Source organism: Streptomyces sp. NPDC044061 (assembly GCF_056434305.1).
In genome coordinates this window covers 1-24,601 of record NZ_JBWKFL010000041.1, presented here as the reverse complement: position 1 = coordinate 24,601, position 24,601 = coordinate 1, and the positions used below count along the sequence as shown (strand labels likewise).

Sequence of the window (24,601 nt, the reverse complement as noted above, 5' to 3'; positions counted from 1 at the left end):
TGATCGACTCGATCAAGCGGGTCGAGATCATGGGTGTGATGCAGGAGCGGTTCGGTGGTGGTGTGGCTGCCGGTCCGGAGCAGCTGGCCGAGCTGCGCACCTTGCGCCACATCGTGGAGTTCATGTCCGGCGCCTCGAGCGACACCGAAACAAAGCCCCCGGCTGTCGCGGCCCCCACGTCGGCCGAGAGCGTCCAAACGGGTGGTGGCATCGGCCGCGCGCAGGCCGCGCTCGTTGAACTGCCCATGCCCGACCGGCTGGTAGATGCCTACCCGAAGGACGCCGGCGCGCTGATCGTGGACGACGGCTCGGAGCTGGCGCTCGAACTTGCGAACCGGCTGACCGAGTCGGGCAAGCAGGTGCACGTGCTGCGGCTGCCCGGCGTATCGCAGACCATCAGCAGCGTCAAGGACTACTTCCTGACCGGATGGGGCGTGACCGAACTCGCGGAGCAGCTGGAACTCATCTTCGCCAGCCGGATCAACCTGGTCCTCGATCTCTCCGCCACCCACTACGAGGACTTCTCCGTCGGCACCCGCCGCCTCGCCCACGTGCTGCTCGTGGCCAAGTACGCGGTCGAGGCGCTGAACACGGAGGCCGACGCCGGCCGCGCCGCGTTCGTCACCGTCACCCGCCTCGACGGAGCCTTCGGCCTCACTGGCGTACCCGAGAATCTCGCCCCGGCCGCAGGCGTGGCGGGCCTGGTTAAGACCCTGGCTGTCGAGGCGCCGCGACTGTTCTGCCGGACCGTCGACCTGGCCCCCGCGCTCCCTCCGGAGACTGGCGCCGCCCTGGTCCTGGCGGAGACGCAGGACGCAGCCGCTGACACCACACAAGCCGGCCACGACGGCATCCGACGTGTCGGACTCGGCCTCGCCGAACAGCCCCTGCACCCGGCGGCGACCAACGTCCCGGCCCTCGGCTCAGGCGACCTGATCGTCGTCACCGGCGGCGGCCGTGGCATCACCGCCTCCTGCGTCACCGAACTGGCCAGGCGCCACCAGCCCGGACTGCTCCTGCTCGGCCGTACACCGTTGGGAGACGAGCCGGCCTGGGCGCAGGGCGTCCAGGACGCCGGGCTGAAGGCCGCCGCCGCCACGCAGCTGAAGGCATCCGGCGAGAAGCCCACCCCGAAGCGCGTCGATCAGCTCTTCCGCGCCGTGACCGGCGCCCGGGAGATCCGTAGCACCCTCGCCGACATACGCGCTGCCGGCAGCACCGTCGAGTATCTCGCCGTCGACATCACCGACCCCGCCGCCACAGCTGCTGCGCTCGCCCCGCACAAGGAGCGCATCACCGGCCTGGTGCACGGCGCCGGAGTTCTGGCCGACCAGCTCATCGCCAACAAGAAGGCCTCCGAGATCGAGCGGGTATTCGCGCCGAAGCTCGCCGGACTGCGCAGCGCGGTCGCCGCGCTCGACGCCGACCGCCTGCGTCACGTGGTCCTGTTCTCGTCGGTCGCCGGATTCTTCGGCAACCGCGGCCAGTCCGACTACGCGATGGCCAACGAGGTCCTCAACGCCTGGGGCTCCTCCTTCAAGCAGCGCCACCCCGCTGCCCGAGTCACCTCCCTGAACTGGGGTGCCTGGGACAGCGGCATGGTCTCCCCAGAGATCAAGGCCGTCTTCCAGGAGCGCGGCATCACGCTGATCCCGGTGGACACCGGTGCCCGGCTGTTCAGCGAGCAGTTCACCGCCGAGCGTGCCGCGGACGTGGTGACCGTTCTCGGTCCGACGACCCCCCTGTCGGAGCCCGAGCGTACGGCCGCCACCAGCGCCGTCACCGTCGAGCGGAGCATCGACACCCTGCCCGGCGACCCTATCGTCGCCGACCACGTGATCGGCGAGGCGCCGGTGCTGCCCGCGGTGGTCGCGCTCGGCTGGGCGATCGGCGCGGTCGAGCGAAGCGGAGGCACCGAGGTGCGGCAGGTGACCGACTTCGCCGTCCACAAGGGCATCGTCTTCGACGGCACCCAGCCCGCCCACCTTGCTCTGACCATGACCCCGGCAGGTGACACCGTTCACGTCGCCATCCAGTCCACGGACGGTAAGGGCGCCGTACGCCCGCACTTCGCGGCCGTGGTCACCCCCGGCGCCGCACCCGCACCCGCCGGCGCCACCGTCACTGCTCTGCCGGCCCTCGGCAGCGGACGGGACGCCGACGGCCTCTACACCGACGGCACCCTCTTTCACGGCCCGGCGCTGCGCGGTGTGCGTCGGATCCTGGCCGAGGACGAGTCGCGGCTGGTCCTGCAGTGCGAGCTGGCCGAACTACGGCCCGAGGGCGGCGCGTTCGGCGGCTCCCGATTTGCGCCCGGCACCGCGGACCTGCTGCTCCAGGCGGGCCTGGTCTGGGTCCGGCTGTTCAGGGACAGCGCGTCCCTGCCCCTCGGCGTGGCCCGCGTCGACCTGCACCACCCGCTGCCCGACGGTGCGCCGTTCCTGATCGTCGTCGAGCCCGCCGAGGGCAGCACCTCCACCACCGCGTCGCTCACCATCACCGCCTGCGCCCCCGACGGAACGGTGCTGGCCCGGTTCGACGGTGTCCGCGTGGTCTCGGCCCCGCAGCTGGCGGCCAAGTTCATCAGCGGCTGATTTCCGCTTCGAATCCAGCCAAGCGAGCGGCTCGGCCCGGACGGTTCCTCACCTTGCCACCGTCCGGGCCTGCCGCCCGTCAGAAGGGACCCGAGAGCTCTCATGAGCAAGTACGCCATCGTTGGCCTCTCCTGCCTGTTCCCGGGCGCGGAGACGCCCGCCGAGTTCTGGCAGAACCTCCGTTCCGGCGCAGACAGCCGCCGGGAGGGAGGCGAGGAGGTCTTCGGCCAGACGCCCGAGCCCCGCGACATGGATCCCCGACACGAGATCTACTGCCGCCGGGGCGGCTTCATCACCGACTTCGACTTCGACCCCGACGGCTATCTACTCGACCCCGCGCACCTCGCCGGCCTCGACCGGATCTTCCACTGGTCCCTGCACGTGGCCAGGGAGGCGCTGCGCGACAGCGGACACGCCGACCGCCCGGAGATCCTGGCCCGCACCGGCCTGATCCTGGGCAACTATTCGTTCCCGACGCCCACTTCGGCCAAGGTGAGCGTGCCGCTCGTACAGGAGGCCGTCCTCGAGGGACTACGGCAGGCCGGCCACGCGCCGCTCGGCCCCCTCGCGCACGTCGGCGACCGTATCGATCGCCGCCGGTTGAACGCCGAGGACCTGCAGGTCAGCGGCTCCCCGGCCGGCGTCGCCGCCGCCGCGCTCGGCCTCGGCGGCCCCCGATACGCCCTCGACGCCGCCTGCTCCTCCGCGCTGTACGCGCTGAAGCTGGCCTGCGACCACCTCGCCGCCGGACAGGCCGACCTCGTTCTCGCCGGCGGTGTCTGCGCACCCGACCCCACCCTCATCCACCTGTCCTTCGGCGATCTGGGCGCCTATCCGCGCGACGGATTCAGCCAGCCCTTCGACGCCCGCTCCGGCGGCATCCTCACCGGCCAGGGAGCCGGTATGGTCGCCGTCAAGCGGCTCGCGGACGCACTACGCGACGGCGACCGCATCCATGCCGTCGTCGACGGCATCGGGCTCACCAACGACGGCAGCGGCCGCCACCTCCTCGTCCCCCAGGGCGCGGGCCAGCTCGGCTCCTACCAACTGGCCTACGAACAGGCCGGCATCGCCCCCTCGGCCATCGACTACCTCGAGTGCCACGCCACCGGTACGCCCATCGGCGACGCCACCGAGGCGCAGTCCGTCGGCGACTTCTTCGGCCCGGCGGGCCGCATCCCGCTGATCGGTTCGGTCAAGGGAAACATCGGCCACCTCCTCACGGTGGCCGGCCTCAGCAGCCTACTCAAAGTGGTCCTAGCCATGGGCCACGGCCATATGCCCCCGACGACCGGCGTCGACCACCCCATCCGTTCCAAGGACGGGCGAGTCGGCGAGGAGTCCCTCGTCCGCACCGGCCGCGACTGGGACAAGGGCGACGGGCCGCGCCGGGCGGCGGTGTCCGCCTTCGGCTTCGGCGGCACCAACGCGCACGTCGTGCTGTCCGAGCCGGACCCCGCCGCGGCCAGCACCCCGGCCCCCGAGAAGCCCGTACCGACCCTCGACATCGCCGGACTTGGCGCACACTTCGGTTCGTTCGACTCCCTCGACGCCTACGAACGCGCCGTGCACACCGGCCAGGACGCGCTGATCCCGCTGCCCGAACGGCGCTGGCGCGGTCTCGACCAGACCCGTGGCGGCTCCCTCGAACACGGCACCGGAGTCTCGCCCGACGCGCTGCCGCAGGGCGCGTTCATCGACGGGCTCGGCATCGACCCCATGGACCTGAAGATCCCGCCCGCCGACCTGCGCACCTACAACCTCCAGCACGCGCTGGCCATCAAGGTCGCCGACGAGGCCCTGCACGACGCCGGATACAGCCGGGCTGTGCCCAAGGGCGAGACCGCACCGGCGCCGCGCCGCATTGCGGTCGTCATCGGCATGGAGACGGAACCCACCACCCACCTGAGGATCACGCGGTACGGCCTTGGGACCTTCGTACGCCAGGAGTTCGCGCGCGCCGGCATACAGGTCGACGAGAAGGAGCTAGCCCGGCTGACCGCCGTCGGCCGGGACGCGGTGGTCGATCCGATCGTCGCCAACGAGGTGCTCAGCTACATCGGCAATGTGATGGCCAGCCGCATCTCGTCCCTCTGGAACCTGACTGGCCCGTCCTTCACGATCTCCTCCGACGGCTCCGCCACCGCCGAGGCCCTCGAGGTCGCGCGGCTGCTGCTGCTCGACTCGGGCATCGAGGCCGTCCTAGTCGGCGCCGTCGACCTGGCCGGCTCCGCCGAGAACCTGCTGCTGCGCCCCGACGTGGTCGCCGAGGCCGGGCTCACCTTCGGCGAGGGCAGCCGGGGCCGTCGGATCGGCGAGGGTGCCGGGGCGATCGTCGTCACCCGGCCCGGCGAGTCCGCCACACCCGTGTACGCACGGCTCGACTCGATGGCGATCCGGCACGCGGCGCCCGTGGACGGCAGGGTGCCCGAGGCCGACGGCGACACCTACGCGGCCGCGGCCGAAGCCGCGTTGACCGCCGCCGGGGTCACGGCCGAGGACATCGGGTACGTGGAGGCCCACGCGGGCGGCACACCCCATGAAGACCGGGCGGAGATCGCGGGCCTGGCGAAGGCGTACCCGGCAACCGGAAGCCCGCAGGGCCCGGTCGGCCGCACCGGCCGCGTCGCGCTCGGCAGCGCCAAGGCGCAGATCGGCGACGCCGGCTGCGCCGCGACCATGGCCGGGCTCATCCGGACCGTGCTCTGCCTGCACCACGGCTACCTACCCGGTACCAGCGGCTGGAGCCGTCCGGACGCCGAACTCACCGACGACTTCGCGGCCTCCGCGCTCTACGTGCCGGACGCGTCCCGCCCATGGCTGCGCCGCACCTCCGGATCACGCCGGTACGCGGCCGTTGGCTTCATCGGCTCGTCCGGCGCCCACGGGCACCTCGTGCTGTCCGCCGAGGCGACCCGCGGCACCATCGTGGCCGAAGACTGGCAGCGCGCGGGCGGACCCATCGTACTCCCGCTGTCCGCGGACTCGTTCGACGGACTGCTGACCACCATCGAACGGCACCGTGAGCTGCTCGCCGGGGACACCGACCCGTACGCCCTCGCCCGCGACACGGCCCGGCAGCTGCCCGGCCGGACGCTGCGGGTCGTGCTCGTCGGACGCGACCTCGCCGAGCTGCGGTCCCAACTCGACCTTGCCGCCCGGGACCTGCCGACCGTGCACGCCTCGGGCGGCGAGTGGACCACCCCGGCCGGCAGCTGCTTCACCGCACGTCCGATCGGCCCCGAGGGTAAAGTCGCGCTCGTCTACCCGGGTGCCTTCAACTCCTATCCCGGGCTCGGGCAGGATCTGTTCCGCGCCTTCCCCGGGCTGCTGGAACGGTTCGAGGCCCAGGCGGATGCGCCGGAGCGTCACCTGCGGGCGGCCGAGCTGTACCCGCGCGCCCAAGCCGCCCTCAAGCGACGGGATTTGATGGCGCTGGAGGCAGGGCTCGGCGAGGACATCCCGTTCATGCTCGCCACCGGCAGCAGCTTCGCGATCCTCTACACGGACCTGGTTCGCGATGTCCTCGGCATCACCGCGCACGGCGGATTCGGCTACAGCCTGGGCGAGTCGAGCATGCTGTTCGCCACCGGCGGCTGGTTGCCGGAGGGCCGTGACGACGCACTGATCAGCAACACACCGATTTTCAAGGACCGGTTGTGCGGGCGGCGCCGAACGGTGCGCGAGGCGTGGCAACTGCCCGACGCCACACCGGACTCCGACGTGTGGGCCAGCCACGTGCTGCTCACCGACGCGGAGTCGGTACGGACCGTGCTGCCCCGCTACGACCGCGTCCACCTCACCCACGTCAACACCCCCGCCGAGCTGGTCATCGCGGGTGACCCGGCCCAGTGCCGCGCCCTGATCAAGGAACTCGGCTGCCCCGCGGCGCGCTCGCCCGTCAACGCGGTCATGCACTGCCCAGTGGTGGACGCCGAGTCCGACGGCCTCGCCGGCCTGAACGACTACCCGACCGGCTCCGTCGGGGACCTCGAACTCCTTAGCGCGTACGACTACGAGGTGCTGCCCACGCTGGACCGCAAGGAGATCGCCCGGCGCATCGCGCACACGCTGCGGTCCCCGATCGACTTTCCGCGGCTGGTACGCAGCGCCTACGAGCGGGGCTTCCGCTACTTCCTGGAGGTAGGACCCAGCGCCACCTGCTCCCGCTGGGTCCGCGAGACCCTCGGCGAGGCGGCGCACGTCGCCGTGCCGGTCGACCGCCGGGGCCTGGCCGCCACGAAGTCCATCGCCCAGCTGGCCGCCAGACTGACCGCCCACGGACTCGACGTCGACCTGGCCCCGCTCCTGGGCCCCGCTGCCGAACGAGTCCCGTCCCGCCCCGCCCGCCCCACCCGCTTCCGCGTAGGCGGCGCGGCCCCCGTCCCGGCCCGCGTCGCCCGTGAACTCGCCGCATCGCCCACGGGAGCGGACGCAACAGTGGCAGGGACGGTAACCCCCGCGCTCGCCCCGGCGACGACACCGTCGGCGGTGGCCGGCGGTTTGTCAGGCACGGCTTCGTCGGCTGCGACGCCCGGCTCACCAGCCTCAGTGCCGAGCCCCGGTGCGATCGCGTCCGCGTCGCCCCGGCTCACCGGCCCGGTCGCAGGCGCACGTCCGGCGACGGCCGCATCCGCGTCGGCGTCCCCCTCCGCCGGAAGCCCATCCGTGCCGGTCGAGGTTCCAGGGGGCGGTGCCGCGGCCGCGTCGGCGCTCCCGTCGGCCTCCGCGCCCGTTTCGCACTCCGGCGCCGCCCCGTCGGCGCCCGACCCCGTTCCGTCCGTACCGCCGGAGGACTCAGCTCTCATGCCCGCAGACCCGACTCTCGCCGATGCCGAGGTCATCACCTTCGACGGCACCCCGATCTCGCACCTGCCCTGGGCACCGCACATCCCGGACGGCACGCCCGCCGCCGCTGTTACGCCGCCCGCACCGGCGGCCCCCGTCACGCCGCCCGCACAGGCCGGAGCCGCCTCGCACAGCGACAGGCGGATGTCGGCCGCTGTCGCGGCTGACATCGTGCGGGAGATGCGCCGTCAGATGCTGGCCACGCACTCGGTGGTGATGGAGACCCAGCACATCCTCCAGGCGGCCACGCTGAGCCGGGTGGAAGCGTTCCTGGACGGCACCAACGCGCAGCCAGCCCCCGAAACGACCATCCACGCGGAGCCCGTCGCCCCGCCGACCCCCGCACCGCGGCCCGCCCTTCGCACGGCGCCCCCTGCCCCGGCCCTGCCGGCCCCCCCGAGCACGCCGGCCGCCCCGGCCGCCGACTCGCGCGACCACACCACGAAGGACGTCAAGGAAGGCGTCATCTGGGACGAGGCCGACCTCCTGGAGTTCGCCGTCGGTTCCGTCGCCAAGGTCTTCGGCCCGGAGTTCGGGGTGATCGACGGTTATGCCAAGCGCGTCCGGCTGCCCGCACCCCCGTACCACTTCGTGACCCGCGTGACCGCGATCGAGGGAACGACGGGGGAGTTCAAACCCGCCACCATCACCACGGAGTACGACGTTCCCAAGGACGCCTGGTACGCCGTGGACGGCGGTGTCCCGCCGGCGGTGACCGTCGAGGCCGGGCAGTGCGACCTGCTGCTGGTCAGCTATCTCGGCATCGACTTCCGCAACAAGGGCGAGCGCGTCTACCGACTGCTCGACAGCACCCTGATCTTCCGCGGCAACCTGCCCCGCGTCGGCCAGACACTGCGCTACGACATCTCCATCGACCGCTTCGTCCACCAGGGCGACACCACCCTGTTCTTCTTCAGCTACAAGTGCTACGCCGACGGCGAGCTGATCCTCGAACTCCACGACGCCTGCGCCGGATTCTTCAGCCGACAGGAGCTCGAAACCCCGCTCGGCGTCGTGATGACCGAGAAGGAGAAGGCCGCCCGCGCCCAGCTGCCGAGGGGCTACTTCAAGCCGCTGGCGTACACCGAGAAGAACCACCTCAGGTGCGAGGACCTCGACCTGCTCGCCCAGGGCCGGCCCGGCGACGTCTTCGGCCCAGACCACGCCCAGGACCCGGGCATCAACCCCGCCCTGCGGCTGCCGGACGAGAAGCTGCGGATGGTCGACGACGTCGTCATCGACCGCAAGGGCGGCCCACGCGGCCTCGGCACGCTCAGCGCGATCAAGAAGCTCCAGCCCGACGCCTGGTACTTCACCTGCCACTTCCCCGACGACCACGTCCTGGCCGGCTCGCTGGTCGCCGAGGGCGCCGTCCAGCTGCTGCAGATCTACCTGCTGCACCAGGGCCTGCACCTCACCCTCCCCGACGCCCGGTTCCAGTGCGTCACGGACACCCCGATCGAGGTCCAGGTCCGCGGCCAGATCACCCAGGCCCACGAGGAGATCCGCTACGAGGTCGAGGTCATGGAGCTGACGCTCCTGCCGCGCGCCACGGTCATCGCCGACGTCCTCATCTACCTCGGCGACAAGCCGGTCATCCGGATGAAGAACCTCGGCCTGCAGGTGCGGGAGAAGGACGGCGCGCCCTACCGTCCGGAGGCCGGCGGCGTCCCGAAGTTCCTCGGCCGCCGCAACCGCGCCGGCGAACCCGCAATGATCAACGAGCTGCACCTGGCGCACGCCGCCAAGGGTCTGCTCGACATGGCGATGGGCGCGGAGTTCGAGGTCTACCGCGACAGCCGCGCCCCCTACATCCCGAACGGCGACTTCCAGTTCGTCGACCGCGTCATGTCCCTCAAGGGCACCCGCGGCGACCTGTCGCCCGGCTCGGAGATGGTCACCGAGTACGACTCCCCGACCGACGCCTGGTACTACCTGCAGAACTCGTTCCCGCACATGCCGAACGCCGTCTACATGGAGTCGTCTCTCCAGGCGGCAATCTTCCTCGGCTACTACCTCGGCGCCACACTGAAGAACCCCGAGGAGCAGTACGCGATCCGCAACCTCGACGGCCGTGCCACGCTGGTCAAGGACATCGACCTGCGCGGCAAGACCATCCGGCACCACTCCAAGCTGCTGATGACGAGCGCCATCCAAGGCGCGGTCCTGCAGAACTTCAGCTACGAGCTCTCCGCCGACGGCGAGGTCTTCTACACCGGCGAGTCGCTGTTCGGCTACTTCAGCGGTGCGGCTCTCGCCAACCAGGTCGGCCTCGACAACGGGCAGTTCGTGGCCCCCTGGCTCGAGATCGAGCAGCCGGACCCCTCCCGCGTCCGCCGGATCGAACTCCCCGAGGGCGCCCCGGCGTTCACCGACGCGAGCGGCGGCCATCTGCACCTGCCCGGCGACAAGTTCGCCCTCGTCGACCGCGTCGACCTGGTCGCCGACGGCGGCCGGCACGGCCACGGCTACCTGCACGGCTACCGGGCGATACGCCCCGACGAGTGGTACTTCGACTGCCACTTCCACCGCGACCCGGTGATGCCCGGCTCGCTCGGCGTCGAGGCCGTCCTGCAGGCCATGCGGCTGTTCGTGCTGGAACAGAACCTCGCCGACGGCATGGAGCGGCCCCGCTTCGCGATGGCCACCAACGTCGAGACGGCCTGGAAGTACCGCGGTCAGATCCTGCGCCATGACAAGGAGCTGTTCTTCGACGTGCACGTCAAGGAGGTCCGCCGCGAGGAGGGCCGTCTGCTCGTCGTCGCGGACGCCGACCTGTGGAAGCCGGGCCTGCGCATCTACGAACTGACCGACGTGGCCATCGAGGTCCGTTCCACCGAGGCGTGACGGCTCGCCCGCACCCGCCGCCCAGCCAAGGAGCTTCGTTTCATCATGGACATCCGCGACACCCCTCTCCGCTGGTACGGAGAGAGGTACCCCAGCACGGACCCCGCTGGGATCTACCACGCGCTGGCCGACCTGGACCAGCCCTGTTTCGTCGTCGTCACTCCCGAGGGCATCGGCGTGGCGTCCGGAGGATTCGCCACCGCCGAGGGCGACGGCCTGCCGCTGCTCGCCGCCGCCCAGCCGCTCCAGCCCGAGCGCCTCGGCTCGGCCGCCTTCTGTACCGCGCACGGCGTCGCCCAGCCGTACATGGCCGGGGCCATGGCCGGTGGGATCGCCTCCGCCGACATGGTGATCGCCCTGGCCAGGGAGGGCTTCCTCGCCTCGTTCGGCGCGGCCGGGCTGCTGCCCGAAACCATTGAGCGGACCCTCGCCCGGTTCGCCGCGGAGATCCCCGGTCTGCCGTACGCGGTCAACCTGATCCACAGCCCCAGCGAGGACCGGCTGGAGAGGGAGGCCGTCGAGCTGTTTCTGCGGCACGGGGTGCGCTGCGTGGAGGCCTCCGCGTACATGGACCTCACGCCGCACGTGGTGCGCTACCGGCTGGCCGGACTGCGCCGCGATCCGGACGGCCGGGTGGTCGCCGACAACCGGCTGATCGCCAAGATCTCCCGGGCCGAGACCGCCGAGCGCTTCATGCGCCCGGCCCCGGCCACGGTGGTCAGCGCGCTGCAGGAACAGGGACTGATCACCTCCGAGCAGGCCGCGCTCGCCCACCATGTGCCGCTTGCCGACGACATCACCGTCGAGGCGGACTCCGGCGGCCACACCGACCGGCGCCCGCTGCCCGCGCTGCTGCCGTCCATCCTGCGGCTGCGTGACAGCGTTCAGCACGAGTTCCGTTACACCGTGCCGGTCCGGGTTGGCGCGGGCGGCGGCCTCGGCACCCCGGTGGCGGTGGCGGCGGCGTTCGCGATGGGCGCCGCGTATGTGGTCACCGGGTCCGTCAACCAGTCCTGCCTGGAGTCCGGCGCCTCCGCCAAGTCCAAGGCCATGCTCGCCGAGGCCGGGATCGCCGACTGCGAAATGGCCCCGGCGGCCGACATGTTCGAGATGGGCGTCGAACTCCAGGTCCTGAAGAAGGGCACGCTCTTCCCGATGCGGGCCAAGCGCCTGTACGCGATCTACCAGACCTACGACGGCCTGGAGACGATCCCGCCGGCCGACCGCGCCAAGCTGGAGCAGCAGATCTTCCGCCGCTCCCTCGAGGACGTCTGGCAGGAGTGCGTCACCTACTTCACCCGTCGTGACCCCGAGCAGCTCGAGCGCGCGGCGGGCAGCCCCAAGCGCCGGATGGCCCTGGTCTTCCGCTGGTACCTGGGCATGTCCTCGCGCTGGGCGGTCACCGGAGACGAGAGCCGTGCCATGGACTACCAGGTCTGGTGCGGCCCGGCGATGGGCAGCTTCAACGACTGGGTGACCGGCAGCTACCTGAAGTCTCCGGGCAACCGCCGGGTCGCGGACGTGGCCCATCACCTCATGCGCGGCGCCGCCTTCCACACCCGGCTCGCCCAGCTGCGCACCGCTGGCGTGCACATCCCGTCGACCGCCGCGGACTACCGCCCGGTGCCGCTGGAAAGCCCGGCCCACGGATCCTCGGTAGGGCTGCGATGAGCGCGCCGACCCCCGAGGAGCTCGAGGAGCGGCTCGGCGACCCCGCCGACGACACCAATCCGTACGGCTTCGCGGCCGCTGTCGCGCGCGACGAGAGTGACGAGTTCCCCGAGGAACTCTGCGCGGAGCTGGTCCGGGCCGGATTCCACCTCAACTACCTGCCCAAGGAGTGGGGCGGCGGCTTCGAGTCCTTCGACCGCAGCCTCACCCTGGTGCGGTCCGCCGCCCGCCGGGACGTGAACATCATGCCCGGCACGATGTTCAGCATCATCGCCGCGACCTGCCTGCAGTTGCACGGCAGCGTCGAACAGCAGCTGCGGGCCGCGGAGATCCTGCGCGAAGGCGGAGCCGTGGCCTTCGCGCTCACCGAGGCCGAACACGGCAGCGACCTGCTCACGAACGAGGTGCGGCTGAGCCCGGACGGCGTGCTGGGCGGTGAAAAGTGGATGGTGGGCCTCGGCTTGCGCTGCGACGCCGTGTATGTGGTGGCCCGCACCGGCGAACGGGGCCCGGGCGCCTTCTCGGCGGTCCTCCTGGAGACCGAGGGGATAACCGAGGACCGGTTGGAGCGGGTGCCCGCGCCGCGCACCGGAGGCATGCGCGGCATCGACCTCGCCACCCTGCGCTTCCACGACGTTCCCGTGCCGGCCGGGGCGCTGGTCGGCAAGGAGGGCGAGGGCCTGGAGGTTGCCGTCAAGGCCCAGCAGGCGGTCCGGCTGATGAGCATGGCCGGCAGCCTGGGCATCGCCGACACCGCCGTCCGAATCGCCCTGGACTTCGCCAAAGCCCGTCGGGTCGGTCGCGCATCGCTCGCCGAATCACCTTACATACGAAGGGAGTTGGCGGTCGGCGCGGCGGCGCTACTGGCCGCGGACGCGGTGGCGCTGAGCGCGGCGCGCGGGGTGCACGTGGTGCCGGAGGCGTTCAGTGTCTGGGCGCCGGCCGCCAAGCACGTGGTCGCCGAGGCCACCGACGATCTGATCCGCCGCTGCGGCACCGTCCTTGCCACCCGCTCGGTGCTGCGCGAGGGTCCACACGGTGCCGCGCTGTTCCAGAAGCTCAGCCGCGACTCCGGTGTGGTCCGCGTGATCGACGCGAGCACCCTCGCCAACCTCCGTTCGTACGCGGGTCAGTTGCCCACGCTCACCGAGGCCGGAGCCCGCCCGGACCCGGCCGCGGTGGATACCGTCTTCACGCTGGACGCCGTGCTGCCGCCGTACGAGCCCGCGCGGCTCGACATGTTCACCCGCGGCTCGAACCCGATCCTCGCCGGGCTGCCGCAGGCCGGCGCCGCCGTGGTCGGGCACGTTGGGGAAGTGGGCGCTCTGGTCAGGCAGTTGGCGGGCGCGGTGGCCGGGTTCGGGGAGCAGACCCGGGCCGCACAGCAGCGTGGGGCCGACCCGAACGCGCTGGTGGACGCCGCCGAGCGGTACGCCTGGCTGCACGCCGCCGCCTGTTGCCTGCACCTCTGGCGAGCCAACCGGGACCGGTCTTTGTACGGCACCGCGCCCGGCTCCACCGGCTGGCTCGGCGCGACCCTGGCCTATCTGCTCGCCCGCGCCGACGGTGTGGACCCGCGCCGCCACGGGGCCTTGCTGGCACCCGCGCTGGACACCGTCCTCGCGCTGCGCGACGACAACCGGCTGTTCACCGCCTTGCCCGTACGGCTGGCCACCACCCGAGAGGAGTCTTGAGATGTCCAAGTCCGACGTGACCGAGCTGGCCGCGCGGCTGGAGGAGTACCTCGGCGACCCGCACGACCCGGACAGCCGGATGCCCTTCGCTCAGATCCTGGACCACGACGTCCGCGGCGAGTACCCCTACCAGTTCGTCGCCCTGCTGCGCCGCTGGGGTCTCCACCTGCACTGCCTGCCCGCCACGGACGGCGGACTGGCTGGCAACGTGGAGACCGGGATCGGCCTCATGCGGCTGGTCGCCCGCCGCGACCCGTCCACCGCCGTCGGCCTCGCCCTCAACAGCCTGGGGTTCATGCCCGCTTGGATCCTCGGCACGGACGAGCAGAAGCGCGCACTGATCGACGACATGAAGCGCGGCAGCTCCGTGTCCTGGGGCCTGTCCGAGCGCGTGCACGGCAGTGACCTGGTCGCCAACGAGGTGCTCGCGGACAAGACCGACGGCGGCTGGCTGCTGACCGGCGAGAAGTGGCCGATCGGCAACGCCTCGGTCGCCGACAAGATGGTCGTCTTCGCCCGCACCGGCAAGCGTCCGGGCCCCGCCGCCTACTCGCTGTTCGTCCTCGACAAGTGGCAGGCCGAGGCCGACACGGTCGAGGATCTGCCGTTCGAGGACCTGTACGGCACCCGCGCCCTCGACCTCAGCGGTGTGCGAATGGACCGGGCATTCGTCCCGGACTCGGCGATGATCGGGCGCGAGGGCCAAGGCCTGGAGATCGCGCTCAAGACCAGCCAGACCGCGCGCGTGGTCCTGATGCACCTGGCGCTGTCGGCCGCCGACACCAGCCTGCGCCTCGCCCTCGACTTCGCCGAGCGCAGGGTCCTGTTCGGCGACGCGATCAACGACGTGCCCTACACCCGGCGCCAGCTGACGGAGGCGTTCGCCGACCTGATGATCGCCGACGCAATGGTCCTCGGCGGCGCCCGCGCCCTCCAAGCGGCCCCTGAGCAGATCAGCGTGTGGTCATCAGTGGTCAAGTACCAGGTGCCGACCCTCCTGCAGAAGACGATGGCACAGCTGACCGTCGTCCTCGGTGCGCGCACCTTCCTGCGCGACCACCCGCACTACGGCATGCACCAAAAGATGGTCCGCGACATCCTGATCACGGACATCGCCGACGGCAACACCGTGGTGAACCTCCGCAACCTCGGACACCAGCTCGCCGGGCTGCTCGACAAGGCCACCGAGCCCGACGACAGTGCGCGCGACGCCGCCGTCAAGCGTGTCGCCACCCTCTTCGGCATCGACCGCGAACTGCCGGTCTACGAGCCCGTGAAGCAGGAGCTGTTCAGCCGCGGACTGGACGACGCCGTGCTGGCCGCGCCCAACGCCCTGCGCCAGCTGCGCGCCCTCGCCGAGGCCACGGAGGGAACCGAGGCCGAGCGGCTGCAGCGAGCCGCGGAACTCGCCGAGGAACTCATCGGCCGCACCAGCCCGATGCGCGAACGTGCCACCGCGCTGAAGTCCGCCCTGGGCAAGGACTACCCCCAGTCGCCCGAACTGTTCGAACTGGCCAAGGAGTACTGCTTGGTGCACGCCGCCGCGGCCTGCGTGCACACCTACCTGCACTCCCGTGAGGCCATGGAGGCCCCACTGCCCAGCGCGTCCCTGCTCCTGCTCCAGCTGGAGCGGATCCGCAGGCAGCTGTACCCGCACGAACTGTTCACCTCCCAGGCGGTGGTCGACGAGGTCATGCAAGTGCTGCACCATCTGCACCAAGAGAACCGCCTGTTCTCGCACTGGCAGTTCCCGCTCGCCAAGCGGGTCACCGACGAGTCCGCCGCCCGCCGCTGAGCCGCCGCCGACCCGGGAGGTGACCCGCGTGAACCGTAGCGACACGGCATTCCTGTGGCTGCTGCCGGAAGCGGCCGTGGACACCTTCGCCGCCGCGCTCGGCGGCACCCGGCTGCTCACGCCCGAGGAGCGCGCCGCCCTCGGCCGGCGGATCACTCCGGGCGCCCGACGCCGCTACCTCGGCGCGCGGCTGCTGTGCCGCTACGCGCTCTCCGCGCGCACCGGCCGACCGCTCGACCATTGGGCCTTCACACACGGCGTCCACGGCCGGCCCGAACCCGAGCCGGCCTACGGGGGAGTGCGGTTCAACCTCTCGCACCACGACGGCCTGCTGGCGTGCGTCACCACTCTGGGGAACGGCTGCGGGGTCGACATCGGCCCCACGCCGGCCCCCGCGGACCTGACCGCCCACCTCGAACGGCGGCTGGCCCCCGACGAGCGCACCGAGCTCGCCAGGGCCCCGCGCGGCGCGCGCGGAGCCCTGGCGAGCGAGCTGTGGGTGCTGAAGGAGGCGTATCTGAAGGCACTGGGCACCGGGCTGACCCGGGACCTGGGTGGCTTCACCTTCGTACGGCGTCCGGAAGGCCGCATCGCCGTACGGGACCCCCGGCAGCCGGACGCGGACAACCGCTGGTGGTTCGACCTGCTCTACCCCGGCCCCCGGCATGTCGTCGCCGTCGCCACCGAGCACGGTCGGCCAGGAGCCCTGCGCCGCACCGACCTGTCCGACCTCTCGCTCACCGCCCTTTCGACCGCATGAAGGACAACACCATGACGCAATCCACCACCCCGCGTGTCGCCATCGTCGGTGCCGGTATCTCCGGCCTTTCCGCGGCCTACCACCTGCGCGAGCGTGCCCGCATCACGATCTACGAGCGGGAGGACCGTCTCGGCGGCCACGCCAACACCGTGGAGGTCGAGGACAACGGCCGGACCCTCGGCATTGACACGGCGTTCGTCGTCTTCAACCGGCCCGCGTACACCAACCTCTGCGAGTTCTTCGACGAGTTGGACGTCGAGGCGGTCGAGCACCTTGGCGCGTTCAACTTCTTCGACCTTGACTCCGGCCTGGAGTACGGCACCAAGGAGCTCGGCCTGGCCGAAGAGGAGGTGGCCGCCCGATACTCCGAAGAATTCCTGACCATCTGGCGCGAGGCACGCCGCTTCCACACCGAGGGCCGCAAGGACTTCGTCCGCAAGAAGGCCGACATCCCCCTCGGCGAGTACCTCGACCGCGGCGGCTACAGCCAGGCGTTCCGCAACTCCTACGTCATCCTGCTCTGCTCCGCCGTCTGGTCCATCCCGGCCGAGCTGATCTGGCAGATGCCGGCCAGCACCGCCATCGCCTTCTTCTTGGGACATGACGAGGGCGGCCTCGGCGGCCGCCAGGTGGACTGGCGCACGGTCGGCGGCGGTTCCATCTCCTACGTCCGCAAGGCGCTCGCCGCCATCGGCCCCGAGACCCGCAGCGGCGAGCCGGTCACCGCCGTCCACCAGGACGCCGACGGCGTCACCGTCACCACCGCCAAGGGCAGTGCACGCTACGACTACGTGGTGATCGGCGCCCACGCGGACGAGGCCCTTGCCATGCTCGACAACCCCACCGACCGCCAGAGCGAGGTCCTCTCCAAGGTCCGCTACAACACCTCCTCGGTCGTCCTGCACACCGACCCCTCGGTGATGCCCGCCGACCGCGAGCGCTGGGAGGCCTGGAACTACGGCAAGGTCGAGGTCTACGGCGAGGACCGCACCTACGTCGCCTATTACATGAACAAGCTCCACGGATTCACCTCGGAGAAGGACTACTTCGTCACCCTCGACTACCCGCTGGGGATCGACCCGGAGTCGGTCATCGCCGAATTCCCGTACACCCACCCGATCATCGACATCAACGTCCGAAACATGCAGAAGGACATCTACGACGTTAATGACGGAACCCGCGTGAAGCTGTGCGGCTCCTACTTCCACGCCAAGCGGCACGGCGTGGACCAGATCGGCTCACATGAAGCCGGTTACTCCTCCGGAATGGAATCAGCGCGGCAGCTCATCAGCGAGCTCTGACCGTTTCGCAGCGCAAAGCGTGCCCCCCGCTTCCGGCGGAGGGCACGCCGTTGTCTGCAGGGAGGCCGCCGGGCGCGTCTCAGGACGTGAGCACCTGACCGCTGAGCAGATCGGTGAGATACCCCAGCACCGAACTTGCCGACAGCTCCTCGGTCGCCTCGACACCGCTCGCCTGACGACGCGGCAGGCCGGTCTCGGCAGCCTTAGCGGCCGGATCAGTGAGCACGGGGGAGCAGACGCTCATCTGCTCTAGCCGAGCCGTCAGCAGCGGCGTACAACCGGTCACGGCAGCCAGCTGGCGCCGGGCACGCTGATACACGCCGATCGCCTCTGCGCCTCGCCCGCAGCGGCACAAAGCCAGCATCAGTTGGTCGTGGAAGCGCTCGCGCAGCGGATGGGCGGCGGTGACCTCCTCCAGTTCCGCAATAATGTCGCGGTGCCGCCGGGTGCGCAACGCGCAATCGAAGTAGATCTCCAGCGCGTCCTGGCGCTCCCCCTCCAGCAGCGCCGCCAGCCGGGCACAAGCCGGGCCATAGACGCCGCCCCCCAAGACACTGCCGCGCCACAAGGAAAGGCCCTCGCGCAGCGACGCGTAAGTACCCTCCGGATCACCTACCGTCGTGCGGCGAGCCAGTGCCAGCGCCCGGCGGAAGCGCCCGACGTCAGTCTCCGCCGCATCGGCCCGCAGGACGTAGCCGGCCCCGCGGGCGACGAGACGCGGGGTGTCGCCGCATTCTGGATCAAGTTGCAGCAGCGACCTGCGCAATGTCGAAACATGAGTGTTGAGTGTATGGATCGCCCGGCGTGGCGGCGTGACGCCCCAAAGCTCCCGGATCAGCCGTTCACGGGCGACCGGGGAATTCGGCTGTGCGAGCAGCGAGCCTAGCAACAGTCGCTGTTTCGGGGCGTTCAGTGGCAAGCTCCGGTCGCTGGTCTCGTCGTACAACTCGGGCGGGCCCAGAATGCGGAACTGCATTCCCCTACCTCCCCGTGTGCGGTGGCAGCATGGCGCGCGCCGTTATGTATCGCGCCGTAGCGAATTCCGCATACGATAAGATCACGTAGAGGAAGGGGCGGGCCTGAGTTGTGGGTACTCACCTTCGCGTCCCGTGGCGGGATGCGTCGCCCGGGAGTGGCTGCCCGCCCCGGAGTGGACGTGAGTACCCCTCACTCATGGCCGCCCGACCTCCTGATCAGGCATCAGGGTCGGCTCCGGAAGGAACGCCAGGAGCACCGTCCGCGCGGCCTTTTCCAACGGGCCCACATGGGACTGGAGTTCGCCCAGGTCCAGATGGGCAGTCCGCCTCGTGAGCTTGGCACACGGGAGGGGGAACCGTAAGTCGTAGTCCAGGCCCAGCGCGCAGAGGGGCTGCAGGGTGTGATCGATGACATGCCAGGCCGGGTTGTACTCGGAAACCGACCAGCTCATCGCGTCGACCAGGGCGCCCGCCTCGTGGTCGTGCTCCTCGGCCCGGTCTTCCGCCTGCGGTGTTTCGGGCACGCCGTTGGCCCAGGGCCGGATGCCGACAACCAGGCCGAGCACCTGGTGTATGTCTTCCGGCGCCCGAAGGCGGTGCCGAGAACCTGCTTGGTGACGGTGACGGACAGTCCGCCCACCCCGATCAGCGCGCGAGCTAGCCACAGCCGTCGCAGGTGCGATTCGCCGTACGCAGCTTGGTTCGCGGCCGTGGCGCGGCCGGGCGGCAGCAGACCCTCGCACAGGTTGCTGGGCGTGAGGCCCTCGCGGTGATGGCCAACAGGGCGCGCGAGATCCTCGAGGTCGCCAACCCGCGGCACCTTGCCGATCGACTGGAAGGACGCCAAGCGCCACATCGACGAGCAGGCCCGCGCCGACGCGGCGAACGGCGGTCACGCCGCCCACTAAACGCCCCGCCCGAGGATACCCCCGCCCTCGGCCGGGCCTCCTGTTCAGGCCGGGCGACGCATCGGCCTGCAAGGACCGCCTGGGCGCCTCAGGGGTTGAGCCCTTTGCCATTCCTTGACCGCCCCTCTTTGAGGCCACGCCGTCGTGTGTCAGGCCTTATCAGGCGGCACGCTCGTAAAGATGCGCCGCCACTATTGTTCCCGCCAAGGCACCCGGAGGGTTCCGACGCTCCGTCAGCCGAACCGGCGCCCCACTCATGCGCGCCAGGTCGGTACTTAGATGCACCCCCCGTCGGGTCGTGCCTGGCCCACCCGTACTGACTGAGACCTTCGCCCCGGTACCCGCGGTACCGGAGAACCCGGAGAACCCAAGGTGACCAGAGTCCACGAGACGCTCGCCCGGGGTGAGCGAAGTCGACGCCGTCGGCACGGCGACAGTCCTTCTCGACGCCTACCGACCCGGCACGCGCAGCTTCTTCGCCTCGCCGACACGCACCCTTCTCGGTAGCGGCGTGCGCGCCCAAGCGTCGTTTGATGCAAGGCCGTTGACGGATCGCGTACGAGCTGCGCTGAGGGCGGCGCGCACCGACGCAGAGACCGACCTCGTGGTGGTCGGTGCTATCTCCTTCGACGGGGCCGCACTCGTCAAGCTGGTTGTGCCCGCTGTGCTGCACCGGGCGCTGGCCCTCGGTACGGACCCACTGATTGCGCTTCCAGCGCTCGGGCCCGAGCTCGTCGCCTGGACCGAATGTCCCGCGCCCGAAGGCCACGGTGCGGCCGCCATGGATCGGCTGGCGGGCCAGCGAGTTCGACAAGGTTGTCCTCGCCCGGGCCCTCGACCTCACCGCCGACCGGGAACCCGACCTCCCTGTGATGCTGCAATGCCTGGCCCGCCAATCCGCTGGTCGGCTTCACTCCGCAGCGACGACCTCGCCGAAAACGTACGGCGCGCCGCCGCGCTGCTGGAGTCCACCAGTGGCCTCGTACTGCACCGAACTCCGAGCCCGCGAACGCCCCACGTTGGCGAGGTCCGCCGCCCTGTGGTACCTGTCGACCACCTGCGCAGGCTCGTTGTCTCCCCGGTCGGCCGGAACACGCCGGCCGCACCCACCCCATGATTCCCGACTCTGGAGGAAACACCATGTCTGGAACCCGTAACCCGATGGGCCGCCGCACCTTCCTCGGCGCGGCGCTCGCGGCAGGCGGTGTGCTTGGCGCGTCCGGAGCGGCGACGGCCGCTACTTACGACCGATCCCGTGCTCAGGAATCGACATACACCATGAAGTCCGCCGAACTCGCCCATGGACTCTACCAAGTTGCCCACTCGACACGGAACGACGTGCTGTGGGTGACCAGCTCCATCGGATACCCCCCGATCACCCAGTCCCGGCTGCTTAAAGTGGACCCGCGGACGCTGAAGCTGCTGGCCGAGTACGAGCCCCCTCTCACCGACCAGGCCACCGGCGCCGTGGAGGCCGTCTACGGGGTGGCCGTCGACGACCTGCACGACACTGTGTGGGTCACCGCCACTGTGGACAACGCACTTGCCGTGTACAACCAGCGCACCGGCCGCCACCTCGCCACGCTGCCCGGCGTGGAGCACGCGCGGTGCGTCGCCGTCGACATCCCGCGCGGTCTGGCCTGGTGCAGCGCCATGCTGGAGGGCAGCATCGTCGCCTTCGACCTGCGGACGTACCAGGAACGCAAGCGGGTCACCGTCAGCGATGCCTGGCCCACTGGCCTGACCGTCGACCCCTTCACCGGCAACGTCTACGCCGCCGACATGGCCAAGAGCCGTCTGATCGAGGTGCCCCACGGCTCCGACCAGCCGAGGATGCTCCCCGCCGGGCAGGGCGCCGTCGCTGTGGCGCTGTCCGCCGACGGCCGCACGGCTTACACCGCGAACCAGACCGCCGGCTCCATCTCCGTCGTCGACCTGGCCACGGGCAAGATCACGAACGAGATCAAGACCGGCGCCGGGACCCTCGCCGTGGCGACCGACGTCTGCACCGGTCGGGTCTTCGTCGTCAACAAGGACGCCGGAACCACCAGCGTGGTGGATCCCTTCGAGGGCGCTGTCGTCGCCGACCTCCCCACCGGCGCGAACACCGACCACGTCACCGTCGCCCACGGCATCGCCTACGTCGTCGACAAAGCGGAGGCTGGCCCGCAGGCCATCGACTCGATCCACCGCATCCACGCCACGCGCTGACCCGCTGCCGGAGGCCGCCACACGTCGCCCTGCCCTGCACCCGTTGCCCGCGGCGAGGGGTGGGCGGCGAGACGATGTGGCCGTGCGTTCATGGGCTTTCGGAACCGTTCCCGAACAAGTGTCTATTAGGTGTCATGAGTACCACGTGACTCCTCCCCCGGGATTTATCCGGGGGAGGAGTCGCCGAGGACGTGGATGCGGTGTTCGGCAGCTACGGCAGCGCGGAAGCAGCCGAGCACCTGAGCTTCGAGTCGAGTACCCGCGGGCGGATCGTAGCCCACTCCATCGCCGCCACGGCGACGCCCCGCACGGAGTACGCGGTCGCCGTCATCGAGCGGGAGACGGCCGAGCTGATCGAGTTCGGCCGCCTGGCCACCGAACCCATCGGCAGCGCGAAGCCATGATGGGTTTCGCGTTGCGCCTGGATGCGTGGGGGGGGGCTACGGCGTGGAGGCAGTGCGCCTGCTGCTCGACGTGGGCTCTGACGCTCTCGGCCTGCACCGCGTGTGGGGCGCGTGGTCCCCGCTCAACGAGGCCTCCGCGAAGACCATGACGGCCCCTGGGGTGGAGAAAGAAGGGTCGGCGTCGTGGATACCATTACTATCCAGTTGTCGGGACGGAGCGCCGAAGGAGGCGTCATGGTAGGGAACCCCGTGGCCGCGGGCCACACCACCGCAGCAGCCGAAGGAGACGTCGTCGTCCTGTTGATCGGCGTGCGGATCCACCACTTCTGGGCGGTGCACCACTGGGTGCCGGTGCTCCTCGCCATGCCACGCATGCTGCGCGAACTCACGAAGGACCCCGGTCGTGGACTGCTCTGGCACATCCTGGTGACGGCCTCCCCGCGGACGTACTACCTCGTCCAGTACTGGGAGTCCAAGCAAAAGCTGTACGCGTACGCGTCCAATCCCGACATGCTTCACCACAAAATGTGGACGCTCATCAACGGCAAGGACCGAGCCGGAAAGGTGCGGCAGCACGTGGGGATCTGGCACGAGACCTACGTGGTGCCCGAGGGATCGTACGAGGCGATCTACGGGGACATGCCGGCCTTCGGGCTCGCCGCGGCCCATGGGCAGGTGCCGGTCGGGAGGCGGGGGCGGCGGGCGAAGGACCGGTTCGCAAACCGGTCGGCGAGGGCCATGGCGGCCAATGACGGATGAGGTGCCAGGGAAGGGCCTACCGCAGCGTTGACTCTGCCCTCTTTCGGGGTGGTAGCGCAGGGCTGTCGTCCCACGGTGGCCCAGGCACACCGAAACGCTGTGACCTGGTGGAATGCGCTGCCAGCCCTGCACGCCACTTGCGGGGACTCTCTCAGGCGAGCGCGGTGATTACCTCGTCTTGGGGTTCGGAAAACAGCTAGTGTCGGCGAGGGTCCAGTGGGCGGACGTTTCAGCGCCCGGGCCCGTCAGCAAGTCAGCATGCCCCTATGCCTGTAGTCGACATCCCCGGCTCCAAGTCCATCACCGCCCGCGCGCTCTTCTTGGCCGCTGCGGCCGACGGTGTCACCACTCTCCGGCGCCCTCTCCGCTCAGACGACACCGAGGGCTTCGCCGAGGGCCTCCGCACGCTCGGCTACCGCATCGGCCTCACCCCCGACGCCTGGCAGATCGACGGTCGCCCGCAGGGTCCGCCGGCCCGCGAGGCAGACGTGTACTGCCGGGACGGCGCGACCACGGCCCGCTTCCTGCCGACGCTGGCCGCCGCGGGGCACGGCACCTACCGCTTCGACGCGTCCGCCCAGATGCGGCGTCGTCCCCTGGGCCCACTGACCCGCGCCCTGCGCGACCTGGGCGTGGACCTGCGGCACGATGAGGCGGAGGGCCACCACCCGCTGCGGATCGAGGCGGCAGGCGTGGAGGGCGGCGAGGTGGTCCTGGACGCGGGCCAGTCCTCGCAGTACCTCACGGCGCTCCTACTGCTCGGCCCGCTGACCCGCTCCGGTCTGCGAGTGAGGGTGACGGACCTGGTCTCCGCCCCCTACGTCGACATCACGATCGCGATGATGCGGGCGTTCGGAGCCGAGGTAGGCCGCAAGGGCGACATATTCACGATCCCGCCAACCGGCTACCGGGCCACGACCTACGCGATCGAACCGGACGCCTCCACCGCAAGCTACTTCTTCGCGGCGGCGGCACTGACAGGCGGCGAGGTGACCGTGGCGGGCCTCGGCGAAGGAACGCTCCAGGGCGATCTCGGCTTCGTGGAGGTCCTGCGGCGCATGGGCGCGGACGTGGAGATCGCCGCGGACGGCACCACCGTGCGCGGGGCCGGCGCGTTGCGGGGCCTGACAGTCAACATGCGCGACATCTCCGACACCATGCCCACCCTCGCGGCGATTGCCCCTTTCGCCTCCGGGCCGGTCCGCATCGAGGACGTGGCGAACACACGCGTGAAGGAGTGCGACCGCCTGGACGCCTGCGCAAAGAACCTGCGGCGACTCGGGGTGGACGTGGCCACGGGCCGGGACTGGATCGAGATCCGGCCCGGGACACCGGAGGGCGGCGAGATCACGACGTACGGCGACCACCGCATCGTGATGTCCTTCGCAGTCACCGCCCTCAAGTCCCCGGGAATCTCGTTCGACGACCCCGGGTGCGTGCGGAAGACCTTCCCGGAGTTCCACAAGGCGTTCACGCAACTGCGGGATCAGTTGCCATAAGGGGCTAATAACCGTCGCAGCCGCAAGGCCGCGACGGGGCGGGCAGGTGGCGCAACCCTGCCGCACCAGCAGCGAGAGGGAGCGAGAGACCGTCATCAGGACACCACAGCCCTCACGCTCGCTTTGGTGACACCGTCACGGACCTTCTCTACGGAAGCACGCGGAATGCTGATATCTGACTACGGATTCAGCACGATCTAGCGAGGCACCCCGGGCGTTCGCGACCGGGAGGAATGGCGCGCTCACCGGATGGCGAGGTTGTCGAGGTACGACTGCACGTTGCGGCGGGTCTCCGGCACGGAGTCGCCGCCGAACTTCTCCGCGACGGCGTCC

General features: G+C 70.5%; 15 protein-coding genes. 12 read left to right on the top strand and 3 right to left on the bottom strand.

Going from position 1 to position 24,601, the window contains the following annotated elements; all coding sequences use genetic code 11:
* The 7 genes from AC07CM_RS40760 to AC07CM_RS40730 all read left to right on the top strand — a co-directional run.
* A partial coding sequence (locus AC07CM_RS40760; RefSeq protein ID WP_478881579.1) for an SDR family NAD(P)-dependent oxidoreductase occupies nucleotides 1-2,594 on the top strand: 2,594 nt, incomplete at its 5' end.
* 102 nt (nucleotides 2,595-2,696) lie between these two features.
* On the top strand, nucleotides 2,697-10,289 hold the full coding sequence (locus tag AC07CM_RS40755) for a beta-ketoacyl synthase N-terminal-like domain-containing protein (RefSeq protein WP_478881578.1): 7,593 nt from the start codon (nucleotides 2,697-2,699) through the stop codon (nucleotides 10,287-10,289).
* Between the two features lie 45 nt (nucleotides 10,290-10,334).
* Nucleotides 10,335-11,960 (top strand): PfaD family polyunsaturated fatty acid/polyketide biosynthesis protein, encoded by a 1,626-nt coding sequence (locus tag AC07CM_RS40750; RefSeq protein ID WP_478881577.1) that lies wholly within the window; start codon nucleotides 10,335-10,337, stop codon nucleotides 11,958-11,960.
* Complete coding sequence (locus tag AC07CM_RS40745) at nucleotides 11,957-13,654, top strand: acyl-CoA dehydrogenase family protein (protein ID WP_478881576.1); 1,698 nt, start codon at nucleotides 11,957-11,959, stop codon at nucleotides 13,652-13,654. Before AC07CM_RS40750 ends, AC07CM_RS40745 begins: the two co-directional genes overlap by 4 nt.
* A 1-nt stretch (nucleotide 13,655) precedes the next feature.
* Nucleotides 13,656-15,449, top strand: coding sequence for an acyl-CoA dehydrogenase family protein (locus AC07CM_RS40740; RefSeq protein WP_478881575.1), 1,794 nt, complete (start codon nucleotides 13,656-13,658; stop codon nucleotides 15,447-15,449).
* Between the two features lie 28 nt (nucleotides 15,450-15,477).
* The gene (locus tag AC07CM_RS40735) at nucleotides 15,478-16,209 is read left to right on the top strand and encodes a 4'-phosphopantetheinyl transferase family protein (protein ID WP_478881574.1); all 732 of its coding nucleotides are present in this window, start codon (nucleotides 15,478-15,480) and stop codon (nucleotides 16,207-16,209) included.
* An 11-nt stretch (nucleotides 16,210-16,220) separates the two neighbouring features.
* On the top strand, nucleotides 16,221-17,510 hold the full coding sequence (locus AC07CM_RS40730; RefSeq protein WP_478881573.1) for an NAD(P)/FAD-dependent oxidoreductase: 1,290 nt from the start codon (nucleotides 16,221-16,223) through the stop codon (nucleotides 17,508-17,510).
* A gap of 79 nt (nucleotides 17,511-17,589) precedes the next feature.
* On the opposite strand, the gene AC07CM_RS40725 is transcribed toward AC07CM_RS40730, so the two are convergent.
* The 3 genes from AC07CM_RS40725 to AC07CM_RS40715 form a co-directional block, all read right to left on the bottom strand.
* Nucleotides 17,590-18,486 carry an AfsR/SARP family transcriptional regulator gene (locus AC07CM_RS40725; RefSeq protein ID WP_478881572.1) on the bottom strand — a complete coding sequence of 299 codons (897 nt, stop codon included), beginning with the start codon at nucleotides 18,484-18,486 and terminating at the stop codon, nucleotides 17,590-17,592.
* Between the two features lie 195 nt (nucleotides 18,487-18,681).
* On the bottom strand, nucleotides 18,682-19,053 hold the full coding sequence (locus tag AC07CM_RS40720; protein ID WP_478881608.1) for a hypothetical protein: 372 nt from the start codon (nucleotides 19,051-19,053) through the stop codon (nucleotides 18,682-18,684).
* Nucleotides 18,936-19,343 carry a MerR family transcriptional regulator gene (locus tag AC07CM_RS40715; RefSeq protein ID WP_478881571.1) on the bottom strand — a complete coding sequence of 136 codons (408 nt, stop codon included), beginning with the start codon at nucleotides 19,341-19,343 and terminating at the stop codon, nucleotides 18,936-18,938. The genes AC07CM_RS40720 and AC07CM_RS40715 overlap by 118 nt, the downstream gene beginning before the upstream one ends.
* Before the next feature lie 1,192 nt (nucleotides 19,344-20,535).
* On the opposite strand from AC07CM_RS40715, the gene AC07CM_RS40710 reads away from it, so the two are divergent.
* The 5 genes from AC07CM_RS40710 to aroA all read left to right on the top strand — a co-directional run bounded on the left by AC07CM_RS40710 (nucleotide 20,536) and on the right by aroA (nucleotide 24,268).
* Nucleotides 20,536-21,606, top strand: a complete 1,071-nt coding sequence (locus AC07CM_RS40710; protein WP_478881570.1) for a YncE family protein — start codon at nucleotides 20,536-20,538, stop codon at nucleotides 21,604-21,606.
* A gap of 191 nt (nucleotides 21,607-21,797) precedes the next feature.
* On the top strand, nucleotides 21,798-22,010 hold the full coding sequence (locus AC07CM_RS40705) for a hypothetical protein (RefSeq protein WP_478881569.1): 213 nt from the start codon (nucleotides 21,798-21,800) through the stop codon (nucleotides 22,008-22,010).
* 25 nt (nucleotides 22,011-22,035) lie between these two features.
* On the top strand, nucleotides 22,036-22,251 hold the full coding sequence (locus tag AC07CM_RS40700; protein ID WP_478881568.1) for a hypothetical protein: 216 nt from the start codon (nucleotides 22,036-22,038) through the stop codon (nucleotides 22,249-22,251).
* Nucleotides 22,245-22,769, top strand: coding sequence for a DUF4188 domain-containing protein (locus AC07CM_RS40695; protein ID WP_478881567.1), 525 nt, complete (start codon nucleotides 22,245-22,247; stop codon nucleotides 22,767-22,769). The genes AC07CM_RS40700 and AC07CM_RS40695 overlap by 7 nt, the downstream gene beginning before the upstream one ends.
* A gap of 266 nt (nucleotides 22,770-23,035) precedes the next feature.
* A complete protein-coding gene (aroA, locus tag AC07CM_RS40690; protein ID WP_478881566.1) occupies nucleotides 23,036-24,268 on the top strand; it encodes a 3-phosphoshikimate 1-carboxyvinyltransferase in 1,233 nt (410 codons plus the stop codon).
* The last annotated feature ends 333 nt before the right edge of the window (nucleotides 24,269-24,601 follow it).